Source organism: Acinetobacter sp. YH12136, from assembly GCF_013418545.1.
In the GTDB taxonomy this organism is placed as follows: Bacteria; Pseudomonadota; Gammaproteobacteria; order Pseudomonadales; family Moraxellaceae; genus Acinetobacter; species Acinetobacter towneri.
Genome location: NZ_VPBV01000008.1, coordinates 82,717 through 105,238, shown reverse-complemented (window position 1 = coordinate 105,238; position 22,522 = coordinate 82,717). Strand labels below are relative to the sequence as shown.

16 protein-coding genes, 2 rRNA genes and 1 pseudogene are annotated in these 22,522 nt (G+C 42.4%); 13 read left to right on the top strand and 6 right to left on the bottom strand.

What is annotated here, in order from left to right:
• The 6 genes from FTU71_RS05685 to FTU71_RS05660 all read left to right on the top strand — a co-directional run.
• A 23S ribosomal RNA gene (locus FTU71_RS05685) occupies window positions 1-103 on the top strand; the annotation flags it as partial.
• Window positions 104-294: 191 nt separating this feature from the next.
• Window positions 295-409 (top strand): 5S ribosomal RNA (rrf, locus tag FTU71_RS05680).
• Between the two features lie 283 nt (window positions 410-692).
• Window positions 693-2,042: an MFS transporter gene (locus tag FTU71_RS05675; protein WP_096902259.1), complete on the top strand. Its 1,350-nt coding sequence runs from the start codon at window positions 693-695 to the stop codon at window positions 2,040-2,042.
• Between the two features lie 423 nt (window positions 2,043-2,465).
• Window positions 2,466-3,674 (top strand): MFS transporter, encoded by a 1,209-nt coding sequence (locus FTU71_RS05670; RefSeq protein ID WP_180111636.1) that lies wholly within the window; start codon window positions 2,466-2,468, stop codon window positions 3,672-3,674.
• A 194-nt stretch (window positions 3,675-3,868) separates the two neighbouring features.
• Window positions 3,869-6,241 (top strand): YgiQ family radical SAM protein, encoded by a 2,373-nt coding sequence (locus tag FTU71_RS05665; protein WP_180111634.1) that lies wholly within the window; start codon window positions 3,869-3,871, stop codon window positions 6,239-6,241.
• Window positions 6,242-6,586: 345 nt separating this feature from the next.
• Window positions 6,587-7,129, top strand: coding sequence for a DUF2726 domain-containing protein (locus FTU71_RS05660; RefSeq protein WP_004975614.1), 543 nt, complete (start codon window positions 6,587-6,589; stop codon window positions 7,127-7,129).
• Window positions 7,130-7,246: 117 nt separating this feature from the next.
• Here FTU71_RS05660 and FTU71_RS05655 read toward each other — a convergent pair.
• The 5 genes and pseudogenes from FTU71_RS05655 to mdtD all read right to left on the bottom strand — a co-directional run bounded on the left by FTU71_RS05655 (window position 7,247) and on the right by mdtD (window position 12,475).
• Window positions 7,247-7,603: pseudogene (locus FTU71_RS05655) on the bottom strand (RidA family protein).
• 463 nt (window positions 7,604-8,066) lie between these two features.
• Entirely contained in the window at window positions 8,067-9,122 is a 1,056-nt protein-coding gene (gene dinB / locus FTU71_RS05650) for a DNA polymerase IV (RefSeq protein ID WP_180111632.1), read from the bottom strand.
• Between the two features lie 45 nt (window positions 9,123-9,167).
• On the bottom strand, window positions 9,168-10,178 hold the full coding sequence (locus FTU71_RS05645) for an MBL fold metallo-hydrolase (protein WP_179993468.1): 1,011 nt from the start codon (window positions 10,176-10,178) through the stop codon (window positions 9,168-9,170).
• A gap of 34 nt (window positions 10,179-10,212) precedes the next feature.
• Window positions 10,213-11,004 carry a GH25 family lysozyme gene (locus tag FTU71_RS05640; RefSeq protein WP_180111624.1) on the bottom strand — a complete coding sequence of 264 codons (792 nt, stop codon included), beginning with the start codon at window positions 11,002-11,004 and terminating at the stop codon, window positions 10,213-10,215.
• A gap of 79 nt (window positions 11,005-11,083) precedes the next feature.
• Window positions 11,084-12,475, bottom strand: a complete 1,392-nt coding sequence (mdtD, locus tag FTU71_RS05635; protein ID WP_180111622.1) for a multidrug transporter subunit MdtD — start codon at window positions 12,473-12,475, stop codon at window positions 11,084-11,086.
• A 183-nt stretch (window positions 12,476-12,658) separates the two neighbouring features.
• On the opposite strand from mdtD, the gene FTU71_RS05630 reads away from it, so the two are divergent.
• Entirely contained in the window at window positions 12,659-14,545 is a 1,887-nt protein-coding gene (locus FTU71_RS05630) for a choice-of-anchor I family protein (RefSeq protein WP_180111621.1), read from the top strand.
• Window positions 14,546-14,720: 175 nt separating this feature from the next.
• On the opposite strand, the gene FTU71_RS05625 is transcribed toward FTU71_RS05630, so the two are convergent.
• Window positions 14,721-15,341: a TIGR00730 family Rossman fold protein gene (locus tag FTU71_RS05625; RefSeq protein WP_218945609.1), complete on the bottom strand. Its 621-nt coding sequence runs from the start codon at window positions 15,339-15,341 to the stop codon at window positions 14,721-14,723.
• Between the two features lie 124 nt (window positions 15,342-15,465).
• On the opposite strand from FTU71_RS05625, the gene FTU71_RS05620 reads away from it, so the two are divergent.
• The 6 genes from FTU71_RS05620 to parC all read left to right on the top strand — a co-directional run bounded on the left by FTU71_RS05620 (window position 15,466) and on the right by parC (window position 22,447).
• Window positions 15,466-15,678, top strand: a complete 213-nt coding sequence (locus FTU71_RS05620) for a hypothetical protein (RefSeq protein WP_165492541.1) — start codon at window positions 15,466-15,468, stop codon at window positions 15,676-15,678.
• Window positions 15,675-17,258, top strand: coding sequence for a TerC family protein (locus FTU71_RS05615; RefSeq protein ID WP_180111619.1), 1,584 nt, complete (start codon window positions 15,675-15,677; stop codon window positions 17,256-17,258). The genes FTU71_RS05620 and FTU71_RS05615 overlap by 4 nt, the downstream gene beginning before the upstream one ends.
• 141 nt (window positions 17,259-17,399) lie before the next feature.
• Complete coding sequence (locus tag FTU71_RS05610; protein ID WP_096902249.1) at window positions 17,400-17,867, top strand: YchJ family protein; 468 nt, start codon at window positions 17,400-17,402, stop codon at window positions 17,865-17,867.
• Between the two features lie 65 nt (window positions 17,868-17,932).
• Window positions 17,933-18,577: a trimeric intracellular cation channel family protein gene (locus FTU71_RS05605; RefSeq protein ID WP_161419638.1), complete on the top strand. Its 645-nt coding sequence runs from the start codon at window positions 17,933-17,935 to the stop codon at window positions 18,575-18,577.
• A gap of 156 nt (window positions 18,578-18,733) precedes the next feature.
• Window positions 18,734-20,053, top strand: a complete 1,320-nt coding sequence (locus FTU71_RS05600) for an MFS transporter (RefSeq protein ID WP_180062047.1) — start codon at window positions 18,734-18,736, stop codon at window positions 20,051-20,053.
• Window positions 20,054-20,227: 174 nt separating this feature from the next.
• Window positions 20,228-22,447, top strand: a complete 2,220-nt coding sequence (gene parC / locus FTU71_RS05595) for a DNA topoisomerase IV subunit A (RefSeq protein WP_096902245.1) — start codon at window positions 20,228-20,230, stop codon at window positions 22,445-22,447.
• Window positions 22,448-22,522: the final 75 nt, after the last annotated feature.

Here is a 22,522-nt window from a genome sequence, read left to right as displayed (position 1 = left end):
CCTCCTAAAGAGCCGTTGAAGACTACGACGTTGATAGGTTGGATGTGGAAGCATAGCGATATGTGAAGCTGACCAATACTAATTGCTCGTGAGGCTTGACTATACAACACCCAAACAGTTGGGGTTGTATGCTCAATCGATTCAAATCCAATCAGTCAATTCAGACTGATCTTGATTTAGTTAACGCTAAACAATAAAATTCAGACCCAATACAGCCCAATCTGTTACAGATTCGGAAAACGCAGTGCATCACCATCGTGAATAAGACCAATGCAAGTCTCCGTAAACAGTTGTGCTGGCGACCATAGCAAGAGTGAACCACCTGATCCCTTCCCGAACTCAGAAGTGAAACCTCTTCGCGCTGATGGTAGTGTGGGGTTACCCATGTGAGAGTAAGTCATCGCCAGCTCATTATTCTAAACACCCTCAACTCACGTTGGGGGTGTTTTTTTATGGATAAAATAAAATGTTAAGAATAATAATCACATTTTAATTTTGTAAAAACAACATTAAATCCATAATTAATAAAAGGATTTAGACTAATGTTGAATTTTTATTTCCCTTGTTTTGTGTGAAAGTTACAAAATCTACTTGAATAGCAAAGTGGACATGGATGACTGATAAAAATGAAAGTCTTCACTGTAAAAAACGCTATTTGAGTTCACTGAAACACAGCTCACAGGAGGTGAGGAATGGCACATCAAGCAATTAACGTGAATGATGTCATTGATCACGCAAAATTCAAACCATTTCATTTTAATGTCGTGGCATGGTGTCTACTGATCATTTTATTTGATGGCTACGACTTGGCAATTAATGGCGTTGTTTTGCCATTATTGATGGATGAATGGGGCTTGAGTGCTGTTCAGGCGGGGATGCTCGCGAGTACTGCATTGGCAGGTATGATGTTTGGCGCGATGATTTTTGGTTCTTTGGCCGATAAAATTGGTCGTAAGAAAGTCATCATGATCTGTATCGTTCTGTTTAGTGGTTTAACCTTTGCAGGTGGCTTCGCCTCTAATCCAACTGAGTTTGCGATTTTACGTTTCTTGGCGGGTTTAGGCATTGGTGGTGTAATGCCAAACCTTGTGGCCTTAACTTCTGAATATGCACCTAAAACCATGCGTAGCACCTTAGTGACTACTATGTTTAGTGGTTATGCTGTAGGTGGTGTAATGGCAGCCTTACTTGGCTCATGGTTTACCCCAAGTTTTGGCTGGGAAATCATGTTCTTTATTGCAGGTATCCCATTGTTTTTATTGCCTGTGATTTGGAAATTCTTGCCAGAATCTTTAACCTTTATTGTCAAAGAAAATAAGCAAGATCAAGCCCGTCCAATCGTAGCGCGTTTAGCACCAGATTTAAAAATTACCGAAGACACCACTTTTGAATTGTATCAGGTTGGTGTGCCTGAAGCTGCTAACGTGGTGAGCTTGTTCAAACGCGGTCGTGCAGTGAATACTTTATTGTTCTGGTTAGCGTTCTTTACTTGTCTATTAACCATGTATGCACTCAGCAGCTGGTTGCCAAAACTGATGATGGCGGCAGGCTATTCTATGGACAACAGCTTAATGTTCATGATGGTGATGAACGTAGGTGCAGTCGTTGGTATCGTGGGTGGTGGTATTTTAGCAGACCGTTTCCACTTAAAACCTGTATTGATGTTCTTGGGAATCATGGGTGCATTGGTGATGAGCCTCATGGGCTTCCAATCTAATCAATTCTTACTTTACATCTTAGTATTCTTGGCGGGTGCAGCATCTATTGGTTCACAAATGTTGTTGTATAGCTATGTGGCACAATATTACCCACTTGCGGTACGCTCAACAGGTATTGGCTGGTCATCTGCCATTGGTCGTATGGGTGCGATTGTGGGTCCAATTTTAATTGGCGGCTTATTGGGTATGAATTTACCTGCACACTTCAACTTTATGGCAGTAGGTTTGCCAGTGTTGATCACTGCAATTGCGGTTGCCTTGATTATGAGTGAAGATGAAGCTGAGCAAATTAAAGCAGGCAAAGCAGTTGCTGCCAAAGCTTAAACTTGTAATGTGCTAAGTTCAAAAGTCCTCAACCTTGTTTGGGGACTTTTTGATTACGGGGTGTGTAAATAGAAAGTGATGATAGATAAAGTTATATACTCAAGACACAGATAAAAAGAAACCCCATCATCCTGACGGGGTTTCTTTGTATTTCGTGTTTAGGTATAACTCCTGTCGTACCTCACGATCCTGGTGCTCAAACCTATTATTGTTGTTTTCTGTTTGGGAAACATCCTGTCTCCTTATGCTTTAAAGAATACCGTAAGCTCAAAATACTGCCTAGCCTCATTTTGCTTCAGTGCATGTAAGCAAAAACTGACAAAGTGATGAATGATACTGACGCTGTTTTTGAGCAAACGATAAAATACCGAGCTTATTTTTGTCCATAAACAGGCGTATACTGATTGCGTGATTGGAGTAAATATGTCTGATTTAGCTGCAGCATCTCATGTTCAGTATGGTACTAAGCCGTTTAAAGCCATTCTTTTTTCGTTGTTTCTAGCGGGTTTCGCTTCTTTTTCGACCTTGTACTGTGTGCAACCGATGATGCCAATTTTGGCCGATTTTTTTACGGTTACACCAACCCAAAGTAGTTTCCCGCTGTCATTTTCTACTGTGGCTTTGGCGATAGGTTTGCTTTTCACAGGTTTTATTTCAGATCGTTTTGGGCGTAAACCTATTATGGTTTTGGCTTTTTTTTTAGCTGCCATTTTATTAATTCTGAGTGCCTTACTTCCAATCTGGTCATTCTTTTTAACCACACGAATTTTTATTGGCATTGCTGTGAGTGGTGTAGCTGCGGTCGCCATGACCTATATTGGTGAAGAAATTCGACAGCAAGATATTGGTTTTGCTATGGGGCTGTATATTTCGGGTACGGCCATTGGTGGCATGGGTGGACGTTTAATTGCTGGGGTCTTGGTCGATTTTATTTCTTGGCAAGCGGCAACCTTAATTATTGGTAGTTTGAACTTACTGATTGCAATCACCTTTTATATGTTACTGCCCGCATCGAAAAATTTTACAGCGTATCCGATTCGCTTCTCGCGGTTTAGAGATGCTTTTGTTGCCAATTTGGCAGACCGTAAATTAAGAATCCTGTTTTTACAGGGCTTTTTGCTGATGGGCTGTTTCGTTAGTATTTTCAATTACATTAGCTATTATTTATTGGCTAAACCATTTGAGCTTTCTCAAGTTTGGATTGGGGTAATTTCAATTGCCTATTTGGCGGGTATTTACAGTTCACCACGCGCAGCAAGCTGGGGCAATCGTATTGGACGTGAACGTGTGTTGCCTATGGTGATTGTCCTAATGTTGATCGCATTATGGTTGATGTCGATTGCACATTTAGCCGTCGTATTGGCTGCATTGGTGCTATTTACCTTTGCTTTTTTTGCCGCACATTCTACTGCCAGTAGTTGGGTGTCGATTCAAGCACTGCAGTATCGTGCAGTGGGATCATCATTATATTTATTTAGCTACTACATGGGTTCAAGTTTGCTCGGCAGTGGTAGCGGATTGATTTGGGAACAATGGGGATGGTCTGGTCTGACATGGGTGATGACTGCAGTCTTGGGTGTGGCGCTTTATGGTGCGTGGCGTTTAAAGATTAAACCAACAGCGCTGCGATAAGCATTCAGGATTATTGCTTTAGGCTTATCCCTTTATGCTTTTCTTATTCAGATACCAACTTAGGATATAAAAATAGTTTGCTGATTTTGTGTGTTTTTTAATCAAGCAAGATGAATGGAATTCATGCTAAAATAGTCGGCTTTCATCTTTGATCGACTTTTGATCTTCCACTTCCCAGCCGAGAATTGCCAGCCATGTCTACTGCTTATACTGCTCAGACCGCACCCAAAGCGTTGTTTGATTACGACAAATATTGGGCGTCATGTTTTGAGCCTGCGCCATTTTTGCCGATGTCACGCGAAGAAATGGATCAGCTCGGTTGGGATGCCTGTGATTTTATTCTAGTTTGTGGTGATGCTTATATTGATCATCCATCTTTTGTATCGGGCGTGATTGGTCGTGTGCTTGAGGCACAGGGCTTTCGTGTCGGGATCATCGCCCAGCCAGACTGGACCAATGTGGAGTCTTTTCGGGTTTTAGGGAAGCCGACCATTGCTTGGGGTGTCACCGCGGGCAATATGGACTCGATGATCAACCGCTATACCGCAGACCGTAAAATCCGTTCTGATGATGCTTATTCGCCAGACAATCAGCCGAATAAACGTCCTGACCGTGCAGCTACGGTGTACTGTCAGCGTTGTCGTGAAGCCTTTCCAGATGTGCCTGTTTTACTGGGCGGGATTGAAGGCTCGCTACGTCGTATTGCGCATTATGACTATTGGTCGGACAAAGTTCGTCGCTCAATTTTAATGGATTCTAAAGCCGACTTATTGATGTACGGCAATGGCGAGCGTTCGATTATTGAAGTGATGCACCGTTTGGCCAAAGGTGAAAAAATCCACGAAATTACAGATGTACGTGGTACAGCATTTATTATCAATAAACATAACCGTGCGTCTAAAGCTCAATTTGTTGAAATTGCATCTAATGATGTAGACAGCGTAGGCCGCGTCGATCCAATCATCAACCCTTATGTGATGACCGAAGATTTAGACGGTTGTGAGATTGAAAAAGATAAGGGTAACAATCTTGCGCAATATCAAAATTTCCAGAAAGATCTGGTCAGCAATCCAATTGTGCGTGAAGGCGATCAGCTAGATGCGGATACTCAGATTGTTCAATTACAGCCTGCTTCTAAAGCAATTAAACACAAATTGCCGCCACGTGAATTGGCAGTGATTCGTTTACCCTCTTTTGAAGAGGTGGTGAATGATCCTGTGCTGTATGCGCATGCTAACCGTATTTTGCATTTAGAAACTAACCCGGGCAATGCGCGTGCTTTGGTGCAAAAGCATGGTGAACGTGATGTGTGGTTGAATGCACCGCCTATTCCGTTGACTACGGAAGAAATGGACTATGTATTCGATTTACCGTATGCACGTTTGCCGCATCCATCTTATGGCAATGCACGTTTCCCTGCTTTTGATATGATCAAGTTTTCGGTCAATATCATGCGTGGTTGTTTTGGTGGCTGTACTTTCTGTTCGATTACCGAACACGAAGGACGAATTATCCAAAACCGTTCTGAAGAATCCATTTTGCGTGAAGTGGAAAAAATTCGGGATACTGCGCCTGGCTTTACTGGCATTATTTCAGACTTGGGTGGCCCGACTGCAAATATGTACCGTTTGCATTGTAAAGACCCTGAAATTGAAAAGAATTGTCGTAAACCCTCTTGTGTATTCCCGGGCGTATGTCAAAACTTACATACCGATCATGCACCTTTAACCCAGTTATATCGTAAAGCGCGTGAACTGAAAGGTATTAAAAAAATTCTGATTGGTTCAGGTTTACGTTATGACTTGGCAGTGTTGAACCCTGAATATGTACGTGAATTGGTGACGCATCATGTGGGCGGTTATTTAAAAATTGCACCTGAGCATACCGAAAAAGGCCCATTATCTAAGATGATGAAACCAGGTATTGGTACGTATGACCGTTTTAAACAAATGTTTGATCGTTTCAGTAAAGAGGCGGGCAAAGAGCAATATCTGATTCCGTACTTTATTGCTGCGCACCCAGGAACGACCGATTACGACATGATGAATTTGGCGTTGTGGCTGAAAAAGAATGGTTTCCGTGCCGATCAGGTACAGACTTTCTATCCATCGCCAATGGCGACCGCTTCGACCATGTATTACACAGGTAAAAACCCACTGGCCAAAGTGGCGCGTTATACCGAAAATGTGGATATTGTCAAAGGCGAAAAACGTCGTCGTTTGCATAAAGCTTTCTTACGTTACCATGATCCAAACAACTGGCCGTTGTTGCGTGAAGCCTTAAAAGAAATGGGACGTGCAGATTTAATCGGGAACTCTAAACAGCACCTGATTCCAACCTATCAGCCGCAAGGCACAGATGGACAGTATCAAACGGCACGTAAGAAAAACTCGACTGTCGCGGGTGATTCACAAAAACGTACGGGGCAAAGTGGTAATCGTGCTCAGAACAGTAATCGTCCGAAGAAAGGGCAGATATTGACTCAGCACACAGGTTTGCCGCCACGTGAAACAGGTGAAAAACGTCCATTTTCACACAAAAAATCTAAGCCAAAATCGAAAGCTTAGTACTTGAAGTTAAGATCCATCAAAAGGCGCTGCAGCGCCTTTTTTGTTTGCTTTTCATTTCATCGGAATTGTCCGACAATCGAATCTGTTAAGCATTGCTTTGTTATTTTTTTGCATGCTATACAGTATTCGTATCTAATGATAAAAACACGCTTAGATGCTACAGCACTTAGACAAAAGGCAGGCTTGTGAAACAAAATTTCTGTTTCTATGATGGTTTTGTCAATGTTTCATGTAGTTTCTTAAATGGAACGTTTAAATATAAAAGCGTGTTATATACTGATTTGATGAAAAAATCGGCATGAAGCCGAAACAACTATAAAAAATGATTTTAAGGATTGAATTATGACCATTTATATTTTGATTGGGGTTTTGATACTGATTTTCTTTCTCTTGATGGCGGTTAAGGGCTTGGAAAATAGAGAAAAACCTCAGGACAGTGCACTAAAGCAACGTGCAATTTTTAACTTAAATGAACAGCTGACGTATACACGTTTGCAGGAAATTTTACCTCAACATATCATCTTGGCGCATGTGTCTTTTGATGCCTTGCTGACCACGAAATTTTCACGTACTCGACATAAATACCGCAATATGATGGCCGATTTTGTGGTGTTGGATGCCAATCATCAAGTTGTTGCAATTGTGGCTTTAGATGATTTGTTGATGTTGAAACGTAGCCGCAATGCACAATACCAAGATGAATTGCTGCGTTTGGCGGGTTATAAAGTGCTGCGTTATGAAGATGTGCCTGAATATCACGAATTACGCGAAGCTTTTGGGCAGTCATCGTCATCTTATGCAGATTTAGATGATTTGGATACTGCCTTAAAGAAGTATGATTTTTTAGCGCATTCTGTACGCCATAAAGTGAAGGTATTAGGCTAAACGCTTGCCGTTAAAGTCACTAGATAGACAATATGAATCAGCATGTCGCCATGACATGCTGATTTTTTTAATTGGCTGTGACTCTTGATTTAATCATGTCTATTTTACGTTGGGTTGCTATTCAGGTTTGACTGCAACCACAGTCATCTCAACCAAAACGTCAGGATGGTATAACTTGGCTTCTACGCAGGTACGCGGTAAAGCTTGTATATCTGCCACCCAAGCATCCCAAACTTGATTCATTGCGGCATAATCGCGCTCAATGTTTTTTAGAAAAATCATCACCGACATGATGTGACTTTTATCTGTACCCGCATCTGCCAGTAAACGATCAATCAGGGCAAGTGTTTATTGGGTTTGCCCCACAATATCTTGTTGTGTGTCTTCTGCCAGTTGCCCTGCCAAATGGACTAAATTTCCAGAAATTGCAATTTCAGAATAACGTTTTTGAATATGTAGACGTTGAACAGCCATTGGGTGTAATCCTCGCGCCAAGCGATTAGGTATAAAAAGCGTGAGGTATTATAGAGGCAGGCAAGCACGTGGAAAATATGCAGGCAGCAGTCTGCTTAAAATAAAAAGTAGTTGAATGGAAAATACGAGGAAAAGAGAGATGCGGTATTAAAGCGGCGAAGTGCCAAGCGCAGAGTTGTCCTGTAATCTTCGGATTTGATCGTCACGCCAATCACAGGACAAGTATGCCAAAAGTAATGGTGATTTTTGACATCTCAGCGTATGTACGGATAAATACATCGCGCGCATAGATTACTCTAAAAAGCACAACTGTGAAGGGTAAATTGTCTTATTTTTATTCTTTTGGCTGAAATTTATACAAAAGTTGGCTTTAGTATTCATCGGCAAGTATTGGCTAGGTATGTTTTATGTAGAGCGGGAAGTTTACCGCTTTAAAATCCGTGATATTTATGAGTTGTGATATTTACAGCAAAGATAGTTGTGCTTGCTCATCGGCAGGGCTGAGTTGATACAGACCGACCCCAATTAAACGGAATTGATCCTGTGCGGGAATATGCATTTCGTGAAGCAAAAGCTGCAGGACTTTTTCAAGATCATTTTTAGTTTCAAGAGGCTGTTTAAAACTTTTGCTATGTTGTAAGACCTGAAAATTTTTGAGTTTCAATTTGGCCGATACGCCACGTGCAACATATTGTTTTTTCACTAAACTGTGCCAAACCTGATCAATCAAGCTAGACCAGTAAGCTGCACATTCGGCTAAGTTTAAGTCATCATCAAAGGTGATTTCTTTGGAAATTTGCTGGCGCTCACGTTCTGCCTGCACAGGACGTTCATCAATCCCTTGGGCAAATAAAAACAGGCGTTTTCCATATTTGCCAAAATGATGAATCAACAGGTTTTCTTCAATGTGTTGCAAATCGCCCAAGGTATTTAAATTCAAGCTTTTTAATTTTTCCTGCGTGACTTTACCTACGCCTGGAATTTTCTTTAAGGGTAAGTCCTGAATAAACTGCTGCACTTGACTGGGTTTAATCACGCAAATGCCATTGGGTTTATGCCAGTCCGAAGCAATTTTGGCTAAAAATTTATTCGGTGCGACACCTGCCGAGGCCGTTAAACCTGTACTTTGAAAAATATCTGCCCGAATCCGCATTGCGACTTCAGTTGCACTTGGAATACCTTGTAAATTTTCGGTGACATCTAAATAAGCTTCATCTAAAGACAAGGGTTCAATAAGTGGTGTATAACGCTGAAAAATCTGATGAATTTGTGTGGAAACCTCACGATAGAGTGCAAAATTGGGTTCGAGTACCACCACCTGCGGGCAGCGTTTGCGGGCTTGTGCCATCGACATGGCAGAACGTAAACCAAACTCACGCGCAGGATAGGATGCCGCGGCAATCACAGCACGAGGATGATGCGAAGCAATCACCACAGGTAAATGCTGCAATTCAGGACGACTGTGCAGCTCAACAGAGGCATAAAAGGCATCCATATCAATATGAATGATTTTCCGCATGGCACAAACTAGATGAAGCGTTTAGATTTCAACAGTATCGCATGTTTAGGAAGTCGGTTGTAGCATCGGAGCAAGCGGATAAGGCGTGTTGCTATTCAGCAAAATCACCTGTGTCGATTGCTGTTCTGCATAGTCGATCAAACGCTGTAAACTCCGTGGGCTATGGTCGGCAATGCGGGGCAAAAACTCTAAAGGGCGCGCTAAAGGCTGGAAAAAATTATCCCAATGAATTGGAATCACGACACGAGGGCGCAACGTTTCCACAGTTTCATCTAAATAATGCTGTTGAAAAGCAACCGATTGTTTAGAGAGCTGTGCAATCCCTAAAAATAAAGTATCTACCTGCAAGTGTTGTAATTGTTTAGAAATCGCGCCTGTACTGGCTTTGACTAAAATGTTCTGTTCAGGATGCTGAATGTAATAATCAAAACTGCCGCCTTCTTTAAATTCATAAAAACGGGCAGGTAAGGACAATGGTTGTTGAATTTGTTCACCTAAATCATTATTCACAGCGGTGGCAGGGGTATGCTGTGATGGAATAGCCGTAATCTTAAACTTTCCAATCTGTATTGGTTGGGCAGGATTGACAAGGCTTAATCGAGATTCAGGAATTGCGGCACCACGGGCAATGTTCAAACTACTTTCTGAACCGATGATTTGACTGTGTTTGAGTTGCTGCGCCAAAAATGGCAAATCTAGCGTGTGATCATAATGCGAATGGGTGATCAAAATCGCACGTGTGCGTTGTAATTGATGCTGTTGAATCAACTTGTGCAATAAGGCTGGTTGGCTGTCTAACTTGTTCCACATGACTTGTGCAAGAGAGGGGCGACTAAAAAATCCATCAATCAGAATTTGGTTTTCACCATCATCAAACAATAGGGTAGATACGCCAAAATAATGTACTTTTAAGTTGGCATTTGCGGTTTTTGTTGAATATTGCCATGCGGAAAATTGTTCTAGTTTGCCTGCGGGTTGTAATAGGTAAAGCAGTGCGAATCCTGCACAAATGCTGAGCGTAAGAGCAGCCCAAAGCAGCCCTTTCATAATTTTCATGACGGTACTTTTTTATTGTGATGCAGCTATCTTGTTATTTTTTCTGGTTCGGTTCAAGTCTTGTGGGTTGAATTGCGTTGTCTGTTAAAAAATGCTGCCATTGTTTGGTATTGCCATAAAAAACATTTAGGTCGACTGGGGTGTGAATACCTTTTATTTGACCCTGATTGGTATGTTGCCAAAATAACCATTTTGGCTGACCTGCCAGTTGTGGTTTACCCTGATATTCTCTGACCCAAAGGGGTGTTTGCTTAAAGCTTTCAGTTAATACCATATTGTAAAAGGCTTTAGATACATAAAAAATCGGTTGTTTTTCATAATGTTGATATAGCGCATCATGCATGATTTGAATTTGGTGCAGTAACTGTTCTTTGCTATAGGTATTGATGCAGTTGCTGTCATACTCCAAGTCAATTACAGGTGGCAAACTGTCGGATTTTTTTGGAACAGTCGCAATAAAGTTTTCTGCCTGAATTGCTCCATCACGGCATAAGCGATAAAAATGATAGGCGCCGACCAAAAAGCCATGTTCACGGGCTTTGAGCCAGTTATCCTGAAATTTACGGTCTTTAAAATCGCCCCCTTCGGTGGCTTTTAAATAGACAAAGGCATATTTTTGTGGGGAAATTTTATGCCACTGAACATCGCCTTGATGATGTGACACGTCAAATCCTTGAATCGGATATTCTTCGGTTGCCGAAGGTTGTTGGCGCAACACACCCAAATACAATAAAATCGCCAAAACAGCACTGCCAAGCATCGCAATGGTCATACGATAGTGCGGTGTAAAAGCTGAGTTTTTAGCTTGATTGGACGGTTTGCGCATGTTGAAAAAGCTTCGCGGAGCAAAGTCATATCATAACGTGCAGTGCGGTGTAGCACCATGCGCTTTCGGTAATGGCGTTTTAAACAGCCGTGTGTTTGGGGATATTCCAAAACACTAAAAATGCCAAAATATTTAATACACCCAAACAAATTAAAGTGGCATGAAAGGCACTGACTAACTGTCCTGCGCCGTAATAGGCACTAAACATATTCACCAAAGTACCTGCCAATGCCACGCCAATACTCATCGACAGCATCATAATCATGGATAAAAAACTATTGCCGCTGCTGGCATCTTGTTGAGGTAAATCTTTGAGTGTAAAGGTATTCATACCCACAAACTGCAATGAATTAAGCATCCCAAATATAAAAAAATGCAAGGCACGTAACCAAGTCGCAGTTTCAGCAGTGGTCAGCGCAAAACTAGCAATACACGCCCCGACCAATAACGTATTGGTCAGTAAAAACTGCCGATAGCCAAAACGTTGAATTAAAGGCCGAATAATTGGTTTAGATACCAAAGAACCAAGCACAGTTGGAATCATCATCAAACCTGTGATAAATGGTTCAAAACCAAAAGCCACCTGCAGCATGATTGGCATGATAAAAGGCATGGCATTGCCCCCGAAGCGGGCAAAAAAGTTACCTAAAATACCAATCGCATATAAGCGATTTTTAAATAAATCACTGCGAAATAAGGCATTTTGATGGGTGTGAGCATGGCGAGCATAGCATGCTGCAGCAATACCACCAGCCAAGATTAACGCAAAATTCCAAAGCAGGTTATATTGTGGATTGGCAAAATTTTCGATGCCTAAAGATAAGCCCGCCATCGCCAAAACTAATAGGATAAACCCGAGAAAATCAAAGTTTTTAACTTCAGTTTCAGTCACATTTGGCATGGCTTTGATACAAATCCAACAGCCCAAGATGCCCATAGGAATGTTGATCAGGAAAATCCAGTGCCACGTGGCGACTTCGACCAACCAGCCACCCAGAGTTGGGCCAATTAAGGGGCCAATCAACCCTGCCAGACTCATCAGGCTCATGGCAGATAAAAACTGGGTACGTGGAATGATTTTTAACATCGCCAAGCGCCCGACAGGCAAGAGCAATGCGCCACCAATACCTTGAATCACCCGATAAAACAGTAATTCATTCAGACTCGCCGCAGCGGCACAACCCAAAGAGGCAAGGGTAAAAATGATAATCGCTGCAAAATAGGTATTGCGTACCCCAAAACGATCTGCCAACCATCCACTTAATGGAATACACGCTGCCACCGAGAGCACATACGCCACCACAACACTGTGCATCCGCAGCGGGTCTTCCTGCAGGCTATTCGCCATTGCAGGGATTGCTGTATTCACAATGGTGGTGTCGAGCGCCTGCATAAAAAAGCCAATTGAAACCAGAAATACCAAAAGTCGGTATTCAGGATGCAGGGCTTGATGGGTCGGTGTTTGGTTCATAACTCGGCAAAATGGGCATTTGGTCTAGTTTAAACCATTTTGCAATCTAACGGACTGCATCTGTAAAAACATGAAAAGTGTTCGAAAATTCAAGAAAATGCCATGAAATTGTCATTTATTTATCACCGATTATTCACTTTGAGTTTGTAAGTTGGGTGCATTTAGAAAAATGATGAGTAATTTATGAAAACGCAAATTTCTGCATTAATGTTGGCTTTATTGTCTGTGGGGATGGTGGGATGTAATGATAATAATGATCCTATCCCTGTAAAAGAAGAAGTGGTAGAAGCAACACCAACAACAATTAGTTTGGAGCGTTTAGGGGAATACGATGCACAAGTTTTTGGTGCGAGTGCTGCGGAAATTCCTGCTTATGATGCCCAAAGCAAACGCTTATTTGTTGTCAATGCGAAAAGTGGTGTGGTCGATGTACTGGATTTAAGCAACCCAAGTAAACCTGTTAAGCTGAATAGCTTGGATGCCAAGACTTATTTGGCGAATTCTGAAGTTAATAGTGTTGCGGTACATCAAGGTATTGTCGCTTTAGCCGTTCAGGCAACCCCTAAAACGGATAAAGGCATCGTGGCATTCTTTAAAGCCAAAGACCTGAGCTTTATCAGCAAAGTTGAAGTCGGTGCATTGCCTGATATGTTGACTTTTACCCCAGATGGTAAAAAAGTTTTGGTTGCCAATGAAGGTGAGCCAAATGAAGGCTATGCGATTGATCCAGAAGGTTCGATCAGTATTATTAATCTGACTGATATTAACAAGCCTACTGTAAAAACTGCAGATTTTCAGGCATGGAATACACGTAAGCAGGAATTGCTGGATGCGGGCGTGCGTATTTTTGGGCCAAATGCGACTGTCGCACAAGATTTAGAGCCTGAATATATTGCGGTGAGTGACGATGGTAAAACTGCTTGGGCAAGTCTACAAGAAAACAATGCTATTGCTGTGATTGATTTGATTCAAGACCAAGTGGTCGATATTTTCCCATTGGGTTATAAAAACTTTGGCTTAGCTGCAAATGCTTTAGATGCAGGTGATCGTGATTGTGTTGTTGGTAAGCAAGACTATAACGGTAAAACGATTACAGCCTGTGCTAAAAATGAGGGGATGATTAATATTCAAGCTTGGCCAGGCTTATATGGCATGTATATGCCAGATGCAATTGCGCAATATCAAGCCAATGGACAAAGCTACTTGGTCACTGCCAATGAAGGTGATGCGCGTGAATGGTTGGTTGATGAAGACTTATATTTTGGTACGGATGAAATAACTCAGGGTTATGCAGAAGAAATTCGTGTTAAACACTTATTCAATAATAAAGGCTTCAGTACCATGGGCGATTATGCAGCGCATTTACGTCTATTAAAGTCAGGGGTTAAAGGCGCAAAGCTTGATTCAAACGTATTTAAAGCATGTACCACTACAGATGCCAATGAAGTTTGTGCAGATAATTTAATTAAAGATTCACAATTGGGTCGTTTGACGATTACTTGGACGCAAGGTTACAAGAAAGATACAAATGGTGAGCCTGTGCTAGACAGCGATGGTTTCATGACCTATGACAAATTATATGTTTATGGTGGTCGCTCGTTCAGTATTGTAGATCCTAAAACCAAGAAAATTGTTTGGGACTCAAAAAATGACTTTGAACGTAAAGCTGCTAAATTATTTCCAGAATACTTTAATACCAATCATGAAAAATTAAGTGCAGATGATCGTAGTGACAATAAAGGTCCTGAGCCGGAAGGCATCGCTTTAGGTAAAATTGGTCAAAAAACCTATGCCTTCATTGGGTTGGAGCGTATGGGTGGCATTATGGTGTACGACATTACCCAACCGACTCAAGCATCATTTGTTGAGTATTTTAATGATCGTAAGTTTGGTGAAACCCATACATCGTTCGATGCAGAAGGTAATGCGGTTACAGTTGAAAATTCAAATCTCGGCCCTGAAGGTTTAATCTTTATTGCAGCCAAAGACTCACCTAACGGCAAGCCACTTTTGGTTGTGGGTAATGAAGTCAGCGGAACTACTGCTGTGTACCAAATCAAGCTTAACTAACAGTATTTCAAATACTGGAAATGTATGAAAGTTAAAAACGTATGACCCATTAAAGAGAGCACTTCGGTGCTCTCTTTTTTATGCTGTAAAACCAATGAACAGTGAATAAAAAAAGCGAGTCACCGACTCGCTTACTCTGCTATTTTCTATTGCTATGTCATGCAGCTAAAAAAGTTTAACCCACAAAATGAGGTGGAGCATCCAAATTCTTTAAAGCATTAATGATTTTATGGGAGTGGTTACACACGATCAGTTTAGCGCGGTGCTGTGGTGGTAAAAAACCTTCGTGCACCGCATGATCTAACTGCTGAATCAGCGCATCATAAAAGCCATTTACATTATATAAAATCATCGGTTTTTGGTGCTGATTCAATTGCCCCCAAGTGGCAATTTCCAAAATCTCTTCAAAAGTACCCAAGCCGCCTGGCAACGCCACAAAAGCACTGGCGCGATCTGCCATCATCGCTTTACGCTCATGCATGCTTTTGACTACGTGTAACTCGGTTAAATTACTGTGGGCAATTTCATAATCCAGCATAAATTCAGGAATTACTCCCACCGCTTGCCCACCATGTTGCACAACGGTGTCGGCAACCAAACCCATTAATCCAATACTCGCACCGCCGTAGACCATACCAAAGCCTTGCTCGGCCAGTTTTCTTGCCAGTTGTACTGCTTTTTCCTGATAAATCGGGTTATTGCCAGAGCGCGAACCACAGTACAATGCCACCAAAGGTTGAGAGGTTTGAGGAGATGGATTATTGATATATTGGGTCATTCTTAATTCGCTATTCATTTATTTTCTTCACCATAGCATGTTCTTTTTGTTGGCTCTAGCTTAGTGCTCAAATATGACAAACCCGTCAGTATGCAGTGTTCAATTTGCAAAGATTTGTGAAAGTGCTGCATTGACGTGGACGATGTCGCAAAAAGGGGATGAATCTGAGCGCAAACTTTCCTATACTCAAAGCTTGTCTGACAACTATAGAATCGTCATGGACAGTGGCAGTAGTCGCACCGAACGAATATTTTTAAATTACATGCTGTGCCAACCAGAGCAAGCAAACTTATCTTTTCAGTGTCATCGCCGTGTGGCACGTTTGACCCATGATATTCAGGAGAAGAGCGCATGATCTTTGAATGGATGTCTGACCCCGCTGCGTGGGTTGGGTTATTGACCCTGATCGTACTCGAAATTGTATTAGGCATTGATAACTTGGTGTTTATTGCCATTTTGGCAGAAAAGTTACCGCCAGAACAACGCAATACGGCACGGGTGGTGGGCTTGCTTCTCGCCTTGGGGATGCGCCTGATTTTACTCGCCTCTATCGCGTGGGTCGTCACTCTGACCCAACCACTGTTTCATATTTTTGAACATCCTTTCTCTGGACGTGACCTGATTTTACTGTTTGGTGGTGTGTTCCTGTTGTTTAAAGGCACCATGGAACTGCGCGAACGCATTGAAGGCAAACCAGCACTAAAAGAAGAAAACCCTGTGCACGCGACTTTCTGGATGGTGATTGTGCAGATTGTGGTGCTAGATGCGGTGTTCTCACTCGACAGCGTGATTACCGCTGTGGGCATGGTGCAGCATTTATCGGTCATGATGATTGCGGTGATTATCGCCATTGGCATTATGTTGTGGGCCTCTAAAGCGCTCATGGACTTTGTCAATAAGCATCCTACCGTGGTGATTCTATGCCTGTGCTTCCTGATGATGATTGGTTTCTCATTGGTGGTGGAAGGCTTTGGCTATCACATTCCAAAAGGCTATTTATATGCCGCCATCGGCTTCTCGGTGATGATTGAATTCCTGAACCAAACCATCCGCAGAAATCAGGAAAAAACCGTGACCACCACCGATTTACGCTACCGTACTGCTTCGGCTGTGATGCGGATGTTAGGTGGCAAAAGTCAAAATACGACAGAAAGCAGTCATATCAACGAAGATGTTTTGGCTACCCGCGCCTTTGCTGATGAAGTCTTTGATGCTGAAAATGGCGTCTATCACAGCGTGATGGTACAAGGAGTGTTGGGCTTATCTGAGCGTCCTGTAAAATCGGTGATGACGCCACGTCCTGAACTGGAATGGATTGATTTAGACGAAGATGATGCCTCAATTCGCAGCCAATTATTAAGTATGACCCATTCACGAGTGATTGTGGCACGTGGTGAACTGGACAATATCTCAGGCATTGTCTTAACCCATAAAGTCATGAATCAATACATTGAAACAAGTGTACTGGATTTTGAAACACATTTGCGTGAACCCGTGATTGTGCATGAAAATGCCCAAGTTTTGATGGTGATGGAGCAATTGCGTCAAGCACCGCTGCAAATGGCGATTGTGCTGAATGAATATGGCTCGATTGAAGGCGTTGCCACACCTATTGATATTCTGGAAGCAATTGCAGGTGAATTCCCAGATGAAGATGCTCTCGAAGCCAGTGCTGAAAGTTTGGAAGATGGCACATTATTGCTAGATGGTTCCATTGATATTCGTCACGTATCTTTATTATTAGGTCGTGATTTGGTGGATGAAAGCGAGCAATATTCAACTTTATCAGGCTATATTTTATTCCATTTGGGACGTTTGCCTGAAAATGGTGAGAAATTGCTTTCCGATGGTTATGTTTTTGAAATTGTGACCATGGATGGACATAAAATTGAAAAAGTGCATTTGATTCAGCAGGAATCTTCAAGCGCATCATAAACTGAACGCCAAACTGCATTTCAGTCTTGTGCTTCCGCTAAAATAGCCTGCATTGTCAGGCTGTTTTGGGGCTGTTGCAATTGCAAATATAGACGAAGTGTCAACAGACCCTATTATTGATTTAAATTTCTGGAATTTTCTATGCATCACTTGGCATGTCCGTGCGGGCAAGGTGATTATCAATACTGCTGCCAACCTTTACACGTAGGGCAGGCACATGCGGAAACTGCAAGCCAACTCATGCGTTCACGCTATAGTGCTTTTGCCTTACAACAAATTGATTATATTGTGCAAACCACTGCGCTAGGACAACAGGCAAGTCTGGATGTTGGCGCAATTGCAGATTGGAGCAAGTCGAATCAATGGTTAAAGCTCGAAGTGCTGAATAGCAATGAAAAGTTAGATAAAAGCCATGCCCAAGTTGAATTTAAAGCCCATTACCATGATGCTAAGCAGGCGCAAATTCACCATGAAATTTCCCATTTTGTGCAACATCAGGCACGCTGGTATTTTCTAGATCCGACCACAGGGCAACAGCCGACCATGAAACAGCCGTGTATTTGTGGTTCGGGTAAAAAATTTAAGCAATGTTGTGCGCAATTTTTATAACTTTATCTTGGTTTTTCGCTTATTATAACGCGCATCTATTGGCCTAGTGAAAGAAGGGCAAGTCCATGTTGTTGTTGGTCATTTACTTAATCGCGATTACCGCAGAAGCGATGACAGGCGCATTGTCTGCAGGGCGTCGCAGCATGGACTGGTTTGGTGTCACCTTAATTGCCTGTGTCACCGCATTGGGCGGTGGTTCGGTGCGAGATGTATTGTTGGGGCATTATCCGCTGACTTGGGTCAAACATCCTGAATATTTGGTGCTGACCTGTATTGCAGCTTTTATCACCATTTTAATTGCCAAATGGATGCGTCATTTACGTTCCATTTTCTTGGTGCTCGATGCTTTAGGCTTAATTGGTTTCACTATTATTGGTTGTCAAATTGCTTTGGAAATGGGGCATGGCTTTGTGGTGTCTGCCGTTGCAGGCGTCTTAACAGGTGTGTCAGGCGGGATTCTGCGTGATATTCTGTGTAATGATGTGCCTTTGGTGTTCCGCCGTGAGCTATATGCCAGTATTTCTTTTGTGTCCGTGATTTGCTATTGGTTGTGTATCAAAATCGGTTTATCACTTGAATTAACTGTGATCGCAACACTTATTTTTGGTTTTACCTTGCGTTTGATTGCGATTTATTTTGGCTTAGAAATGCCTAAATTTATTTATCAGGACGATGATGAACATTCAGCATCCTCTAAAGATGAAACCTAATTGGTTATAAGAATTGTATTGAATATCTAAATAGAAGCGAACCGATCACTAGATCGGTTTTTTAATGCTATCCACATCCTGTCAATTCATAGTATAAAAATACAACAGCAGTTGTGTTTTAGCCCATATCCTTTTAGCCAACTTAAAGAGTGTGTTATGGATTTAGTTTCGCGTGTGCAACGTCTACCCATTGGGAAATTTCACTATAGCCTACTGGTGGTGATTGGTCTGGGCTGGATGTTTGATGCCATGGATACAGGACTGATCTCCTTTATTTTGGCAAAAATGGCAGAAGACTGGAGCATGACCCCTGCCGAAAAAGGCATGGTGGTGTCGATTGGTTTTGTCGGAATGGCCATTGGGGCAGTCTTTTCAGGTGGTCTGGCCGATAAAATTGGACGTAAAACTGTATTTGCCACCACCTTGGTGATTTACAGTCTAGCTACTGCCGCTTGTGCCTTTGCACCGAATTTAACTTGGTTACTGGTCTTTCGCTTTATTGTCGGTTTAGGTTTGGGTGGGCAGCTTCCCGTAGCGGTGACGTTGGTCAGTGAATACATTCCTGCGCATGTGCGTGGGCGCTTTATTGTATTGCTGGAAAGTTTTTGGGGCTTGGGGTGGTTATGTGCGGCATTGGTTTCTTATTTTGTGATTCCAAAATTTGATTGGCATACAGCATTTTTAATCGGTGGTTTGCCTGCCTTATATGCCTTGGTTATCTGGAAAAAAGTCCCTGAATCTATCCCATATCTGATCAATCGTGGTCGCATTGCCGAAGCACACGCACTGGTACAAAAGTTTGAGCGTCAATGTGGAGTTGAGGTCATTGAACAGATTGAAGTTCAGCCTGTTGCCGCCAAACAGCATATTTCTTTTACTCAATTGTGGTCGGGACCATTTGCACGTCGTAGTTTAATGCTGTGGCTGATTTGGTTTGGCATTGTCTATTCCTATTATGGCATTTTCACTTGGTTGCCTAGTCTGTTGGTGCAGCAAGGCTACAGCATCGTACAGTCATTTGAATATGTGCTGGGCATGATTTTGGCGCAATTGCCCGGTTATATTGCAGCCGCTTGGCTGGTCGAAAAATTAGGCCGCAAAGCCACACTGGCAGGTTTTATTGGCATGTGTGCCGTATCGGCGTACTTCTTTGGTCAGGCGGATAGTGTGGCGATGATCATGTTCTGGGGCTGTTTGATGTCGTTCTTCAACTTGGGCGCGTGGGGGGTGCTATACACTTATACTCCTGAACAATATCCAACCAATATTCGTGCTTTTGGTTCAGGTTGGGCCTCGGCGATTGGGCGCATGGGCGGTATTGTCGCTCCAATGGTGGTCACGCACATGATGGTCATGCAAAATGGCTTTAGTTATGTCTTTATGATGTTTACCGCGGTTTTATTGGCCGTTGCTTTGGTGATTGTGGTGTTGGGTGAAGAAACCAAAGGCAGAACTTTAGAGTCGATAGGTTTGTAAAATAACCACCAGCCATCGTATATTTTGCATTGCTGTTTTTTATAAAATGAATATTTTTACGGCATAAGACACAAATTGTCGCAGAGCATCCCTACTAACTCTTGTGCAGGATGCTGCTGCGGCATAGCATAAGCCGATTGATACAAAAACAAATGATTTAGGACGACAGGTTTTATGACCAGCCTTGCGCATCATGCAACAGAAAACCGTTCCGTAGCAGAATTTACCGAACGTGCATACCTTAACTATGCCATGTACGTGATTATGGATCGTGCATTACCCCATATCAGCGATGGTTTAAAACCTGTACAGCGCCGTATTGTGTACGCCATGAGTGAGCTTGGACTCAAACACAGTGGCAAACCGAAAAAATCGGCACGTACCGTGGGGGATGTATTGGGTAAATACCATCCGCATGGTGATTCTGCTTGTTATGAAGCCATGGTCTTGATGGCGCAGCCGTTCAGTTATCGTTATCCATTTATTGAAGGACAGGGTAATTGGGGTTCACCCGATGATCCTAAATCCTTTGCGGCCATGCGTTATACCGAAGCCAAACTATCGCAATATAGTGAAGTGCTTTTGGCTGAATTGGGGCAAGGTACTTGTGACTGGCAAGATAACTTTGATGGCTCATTAAAAGAACCTGTCAATTTGCCTGCGCGTGTACCGAATATTTTGCTTAACGGCACCACAGGTATTGCCGTGGGGATGGCGACCGATATTCCACCGCATAACTTGCGTGAAGTGGTGAAAGGCACAATTGCCCTGATTCGCAACCCAAATTTAACCGATGAAAAAGTCGCAGAATATATTCCTGCACCAGATTTACCTACCAAAGCTGAAATTATTACCCCGCCTGAAGAATTGCTGAAAATGCAAAGTACAGGTCGTGGTAGTTACCGTATGCGTGCGGTGTACAGCATCGAAAAAAATGAAATCGTAATTACCGAATTGCCGTATCAGGTTTCGGGTTCAAAAATCATTACCCAAATTGCTGATCAGATGCAGGCGAAAAAACTGCCGTTGGTGAGCGATGTGCGTGATGAATCTGACCATCAAAACCCAACCCGTTTGGTGATTGTACTGCGTTCCAACCGTATTGATGCCGAAGCAGTGATGAGTCACTTATTTGCCACAACTGACTTGGAATCGAGCTATCGTGTCAATATGAACATGATTGGCGCAGATGGTCGTCCGCAGGTGAAATCGATTCGTCGTATTTTGCTGGAATGGATTGAGATTCGAAAAAATACCGTCACACGCCGTTTGCAATATCATCTCAATAAAATCGAAAAGCGATTGCACATTTTGGCAGGTTTGCTGATTGCCTATTTAGATATTGATACCGTGATTCGGATTATTCGTGAAGAAGATCATCCTAAAGCCGAGTTGATGGCGCATTTTGGTATTGATGAAATTCAGGCTGAAGCCATTTTGGAATTAAAGCTACGTCATTTGGCTAAGCTTGAAGAAATGGAAATTCGTCGTGAACAAGAAGAATTAGAAGCACGTGCTGCCATTATTCGTGAACAATTGGCGAATCCTGAATCATTGAAAAACTTAATTATCAGTGAGTTGAAAGAAGACGCGAAAAAATTTGGTGATGATCGTCGTTCACCGATTGTATTGCGTGCCGAAGCGACTGCAATTAATGAACAAGATATGCTACCTGCCGACCCTGTGACGGTGGTGTTGTCTGAAGCAGGCTGGATTCGTTGTGCCAAAGGGCATGAGGTCGATGCGGAAAATCTAAACTTCCGTGCGGGTGATCAATATCTCAGTCATGCACAAGGCAAATCCAATCAGCGCGTTTATATTTTAGATGATACCGGACGCAGTTATGCGTTGCCAATTAATAGCTTGCCTTCGGCACGTGGCTTGGGAGAACCATTAAGTTCAAAACTCGCTCCTGCCAGTGGCGTTGGCTTTAAACAATTACTAATTGCCGATGATGAAGCTGAAATTTTAGCAGCCAGCAGTAAAGGTTATGGTTTTAAAACACAGGCCAAACAGCTAGATACCAATGCCAAAGCAGGTAAAGCATTCCTGTCTTTGCCTGAACAATCGACAGTGATGAACTTGCAAATGATTGAACACGCGAGTCATGTTGCACTGCTCAGTTCAGCAGGGCGTTTACTGGTGATTGAACTGTCAGAATTGCCAATTTTGAACAAAGGTAAAGGTAATAAATTGATACAACTTGAAGAAAAAGATCAGTTGGTGTCTATGTTACCTTTAAGTTTAGATGAAGCAATTCAAGTATTTGCAGGACAGCAACAACTCAAACTCAAAGGTGACGATTTGCTGAAGTATGTGGCGAAGCGCGGCACGAAAGGTCAGCTCTTACCACGCGGTTACCAAAAAGCAAATAAACTGTTAATTCAAAGATAATACTAGCGTTTTTTAAGCAAAATACGTTATATATGGTTTGTATTCGTGAAAATGGATGCAATACGGGACATAAAC

What these genes read in the sequence shown, in the direction of transcription:
- FTU71_RS05675 (WP_096902259.1), top strand. Translation starts at nt 693, where the DNA reads ATGGCACATCAAGCAATTAACGTGAATGATGTCATTGATCACGCAAAA.
- FTU71_RS05670 (WP_180111636.1), top strand. Translation starts at nt 2,466, where the DNA reads ATGTCTGATTTAGCTGCAGCATCTCATGTTCAGTATGGTACTAAGCCG.
- FTU71_RS05665 (WP_180111634.1), top strand. Translation starts at nt 3,869, where the DNA reads ATGTCTACTGCTTATACTGCTCAGACCGCACCCAAAGCGTTGTTTGAT.
- FTU71_RS05660 (WP_004975614.1), top strand. Translation starts at nt 6,587, where the DNA reads ATGACCATTTATATTTTGATTGGGGTTTTGATACTGATTTTCTTTCTC.
- dinB (WP_180111632.1), bottom strand. Translation starts at nt 9,122, where the DNA reads ATGCGGAAAATCATTCATATTGATATGGATGCCTTTTATGCCTCTGTT.
- FTU71_RS05645 (WP_179993468.1), bottom strand. Translation starts at nt 10,178, where the DNA reads ATGAAAATTATGAAAGGGCTGCTTTGGGCTGCTCTTACGCTCAGCATT.
- FTU71_RS05640 (WP_180111624.1), bottom strand. Translation starts at nt 11,004, where the DNA reads ATGCGCAAACCGTCCAATCAAGCTAAAAACTCAGCTTTTACACCGCAC.
- mdtD (WP_180111622.1), bottom strand. Translation starts at nt 12,475, where the DNA reads ATGAACCAAACACCGACCCATCAAGCCCTGCATCCTGAATACCGACTT.
- FTU71_RS05630 (WP_180111621.1), top strand. Translation starts at nt 12,659, where the DNA reads ATGAAAACGCAAATTTCTGCATTAATGTTGGCTTTATTGTCTGTGGGG.
- FTU71_RS05625 (WP_218945609.1), bottom strand. Translation starts at nt 15,341, where the DNA reads ATGAATAGCGAATTAAGAATGACCCAATATATCAATAATCCATCTCCT.
- FTU71_RS05620 (WP_165492541.1), top strand. Translation starts at nt 15,466, where the DNA reads ATGTCGCAAAAAGGGGATGAATCTGAGCGCAAACTTTCCTATACTCAA.
- FTU71_RS05615 (WP_180111619.1), top strand. Translation starts at nt 15,675, where the DNA reads ATGATCTTTGAATGGATGTCTGACCCCGCTGCGTGGGTTGGGTTATTG.
- FTU71_RS05610 (WP_096902249.1), top strand. Translation starts at nt 17,400, where the DNA reads ATGCATCACTTGGCATGTCCGTGCGGGCAAGGTGATTATCAATACTGC.
- FTU71_RS05605 (WP_161419638.1), top strand. Translation starts at nt 17,933, where the DNA reads ATGTTGTTGTTGGTCATTTACTTAATCGCGATTACCGCAGAAGCGATG.
- FTU71_RS05600 (WP_180062047.1), top strand. Translation starts at nt 18,734, where the DNA reads ATGGATTTAGTTTCGCGTGTGCAACGTCTACCCATTGGGAAATTTCAC.
- parC (WP_096902245.1), top strand. Translation starts at nt 20,228, where the DNA reads ATGACCAGCCTTGCGCATCATGCAACAGAAAACCGTTCCGTAGCAGAA.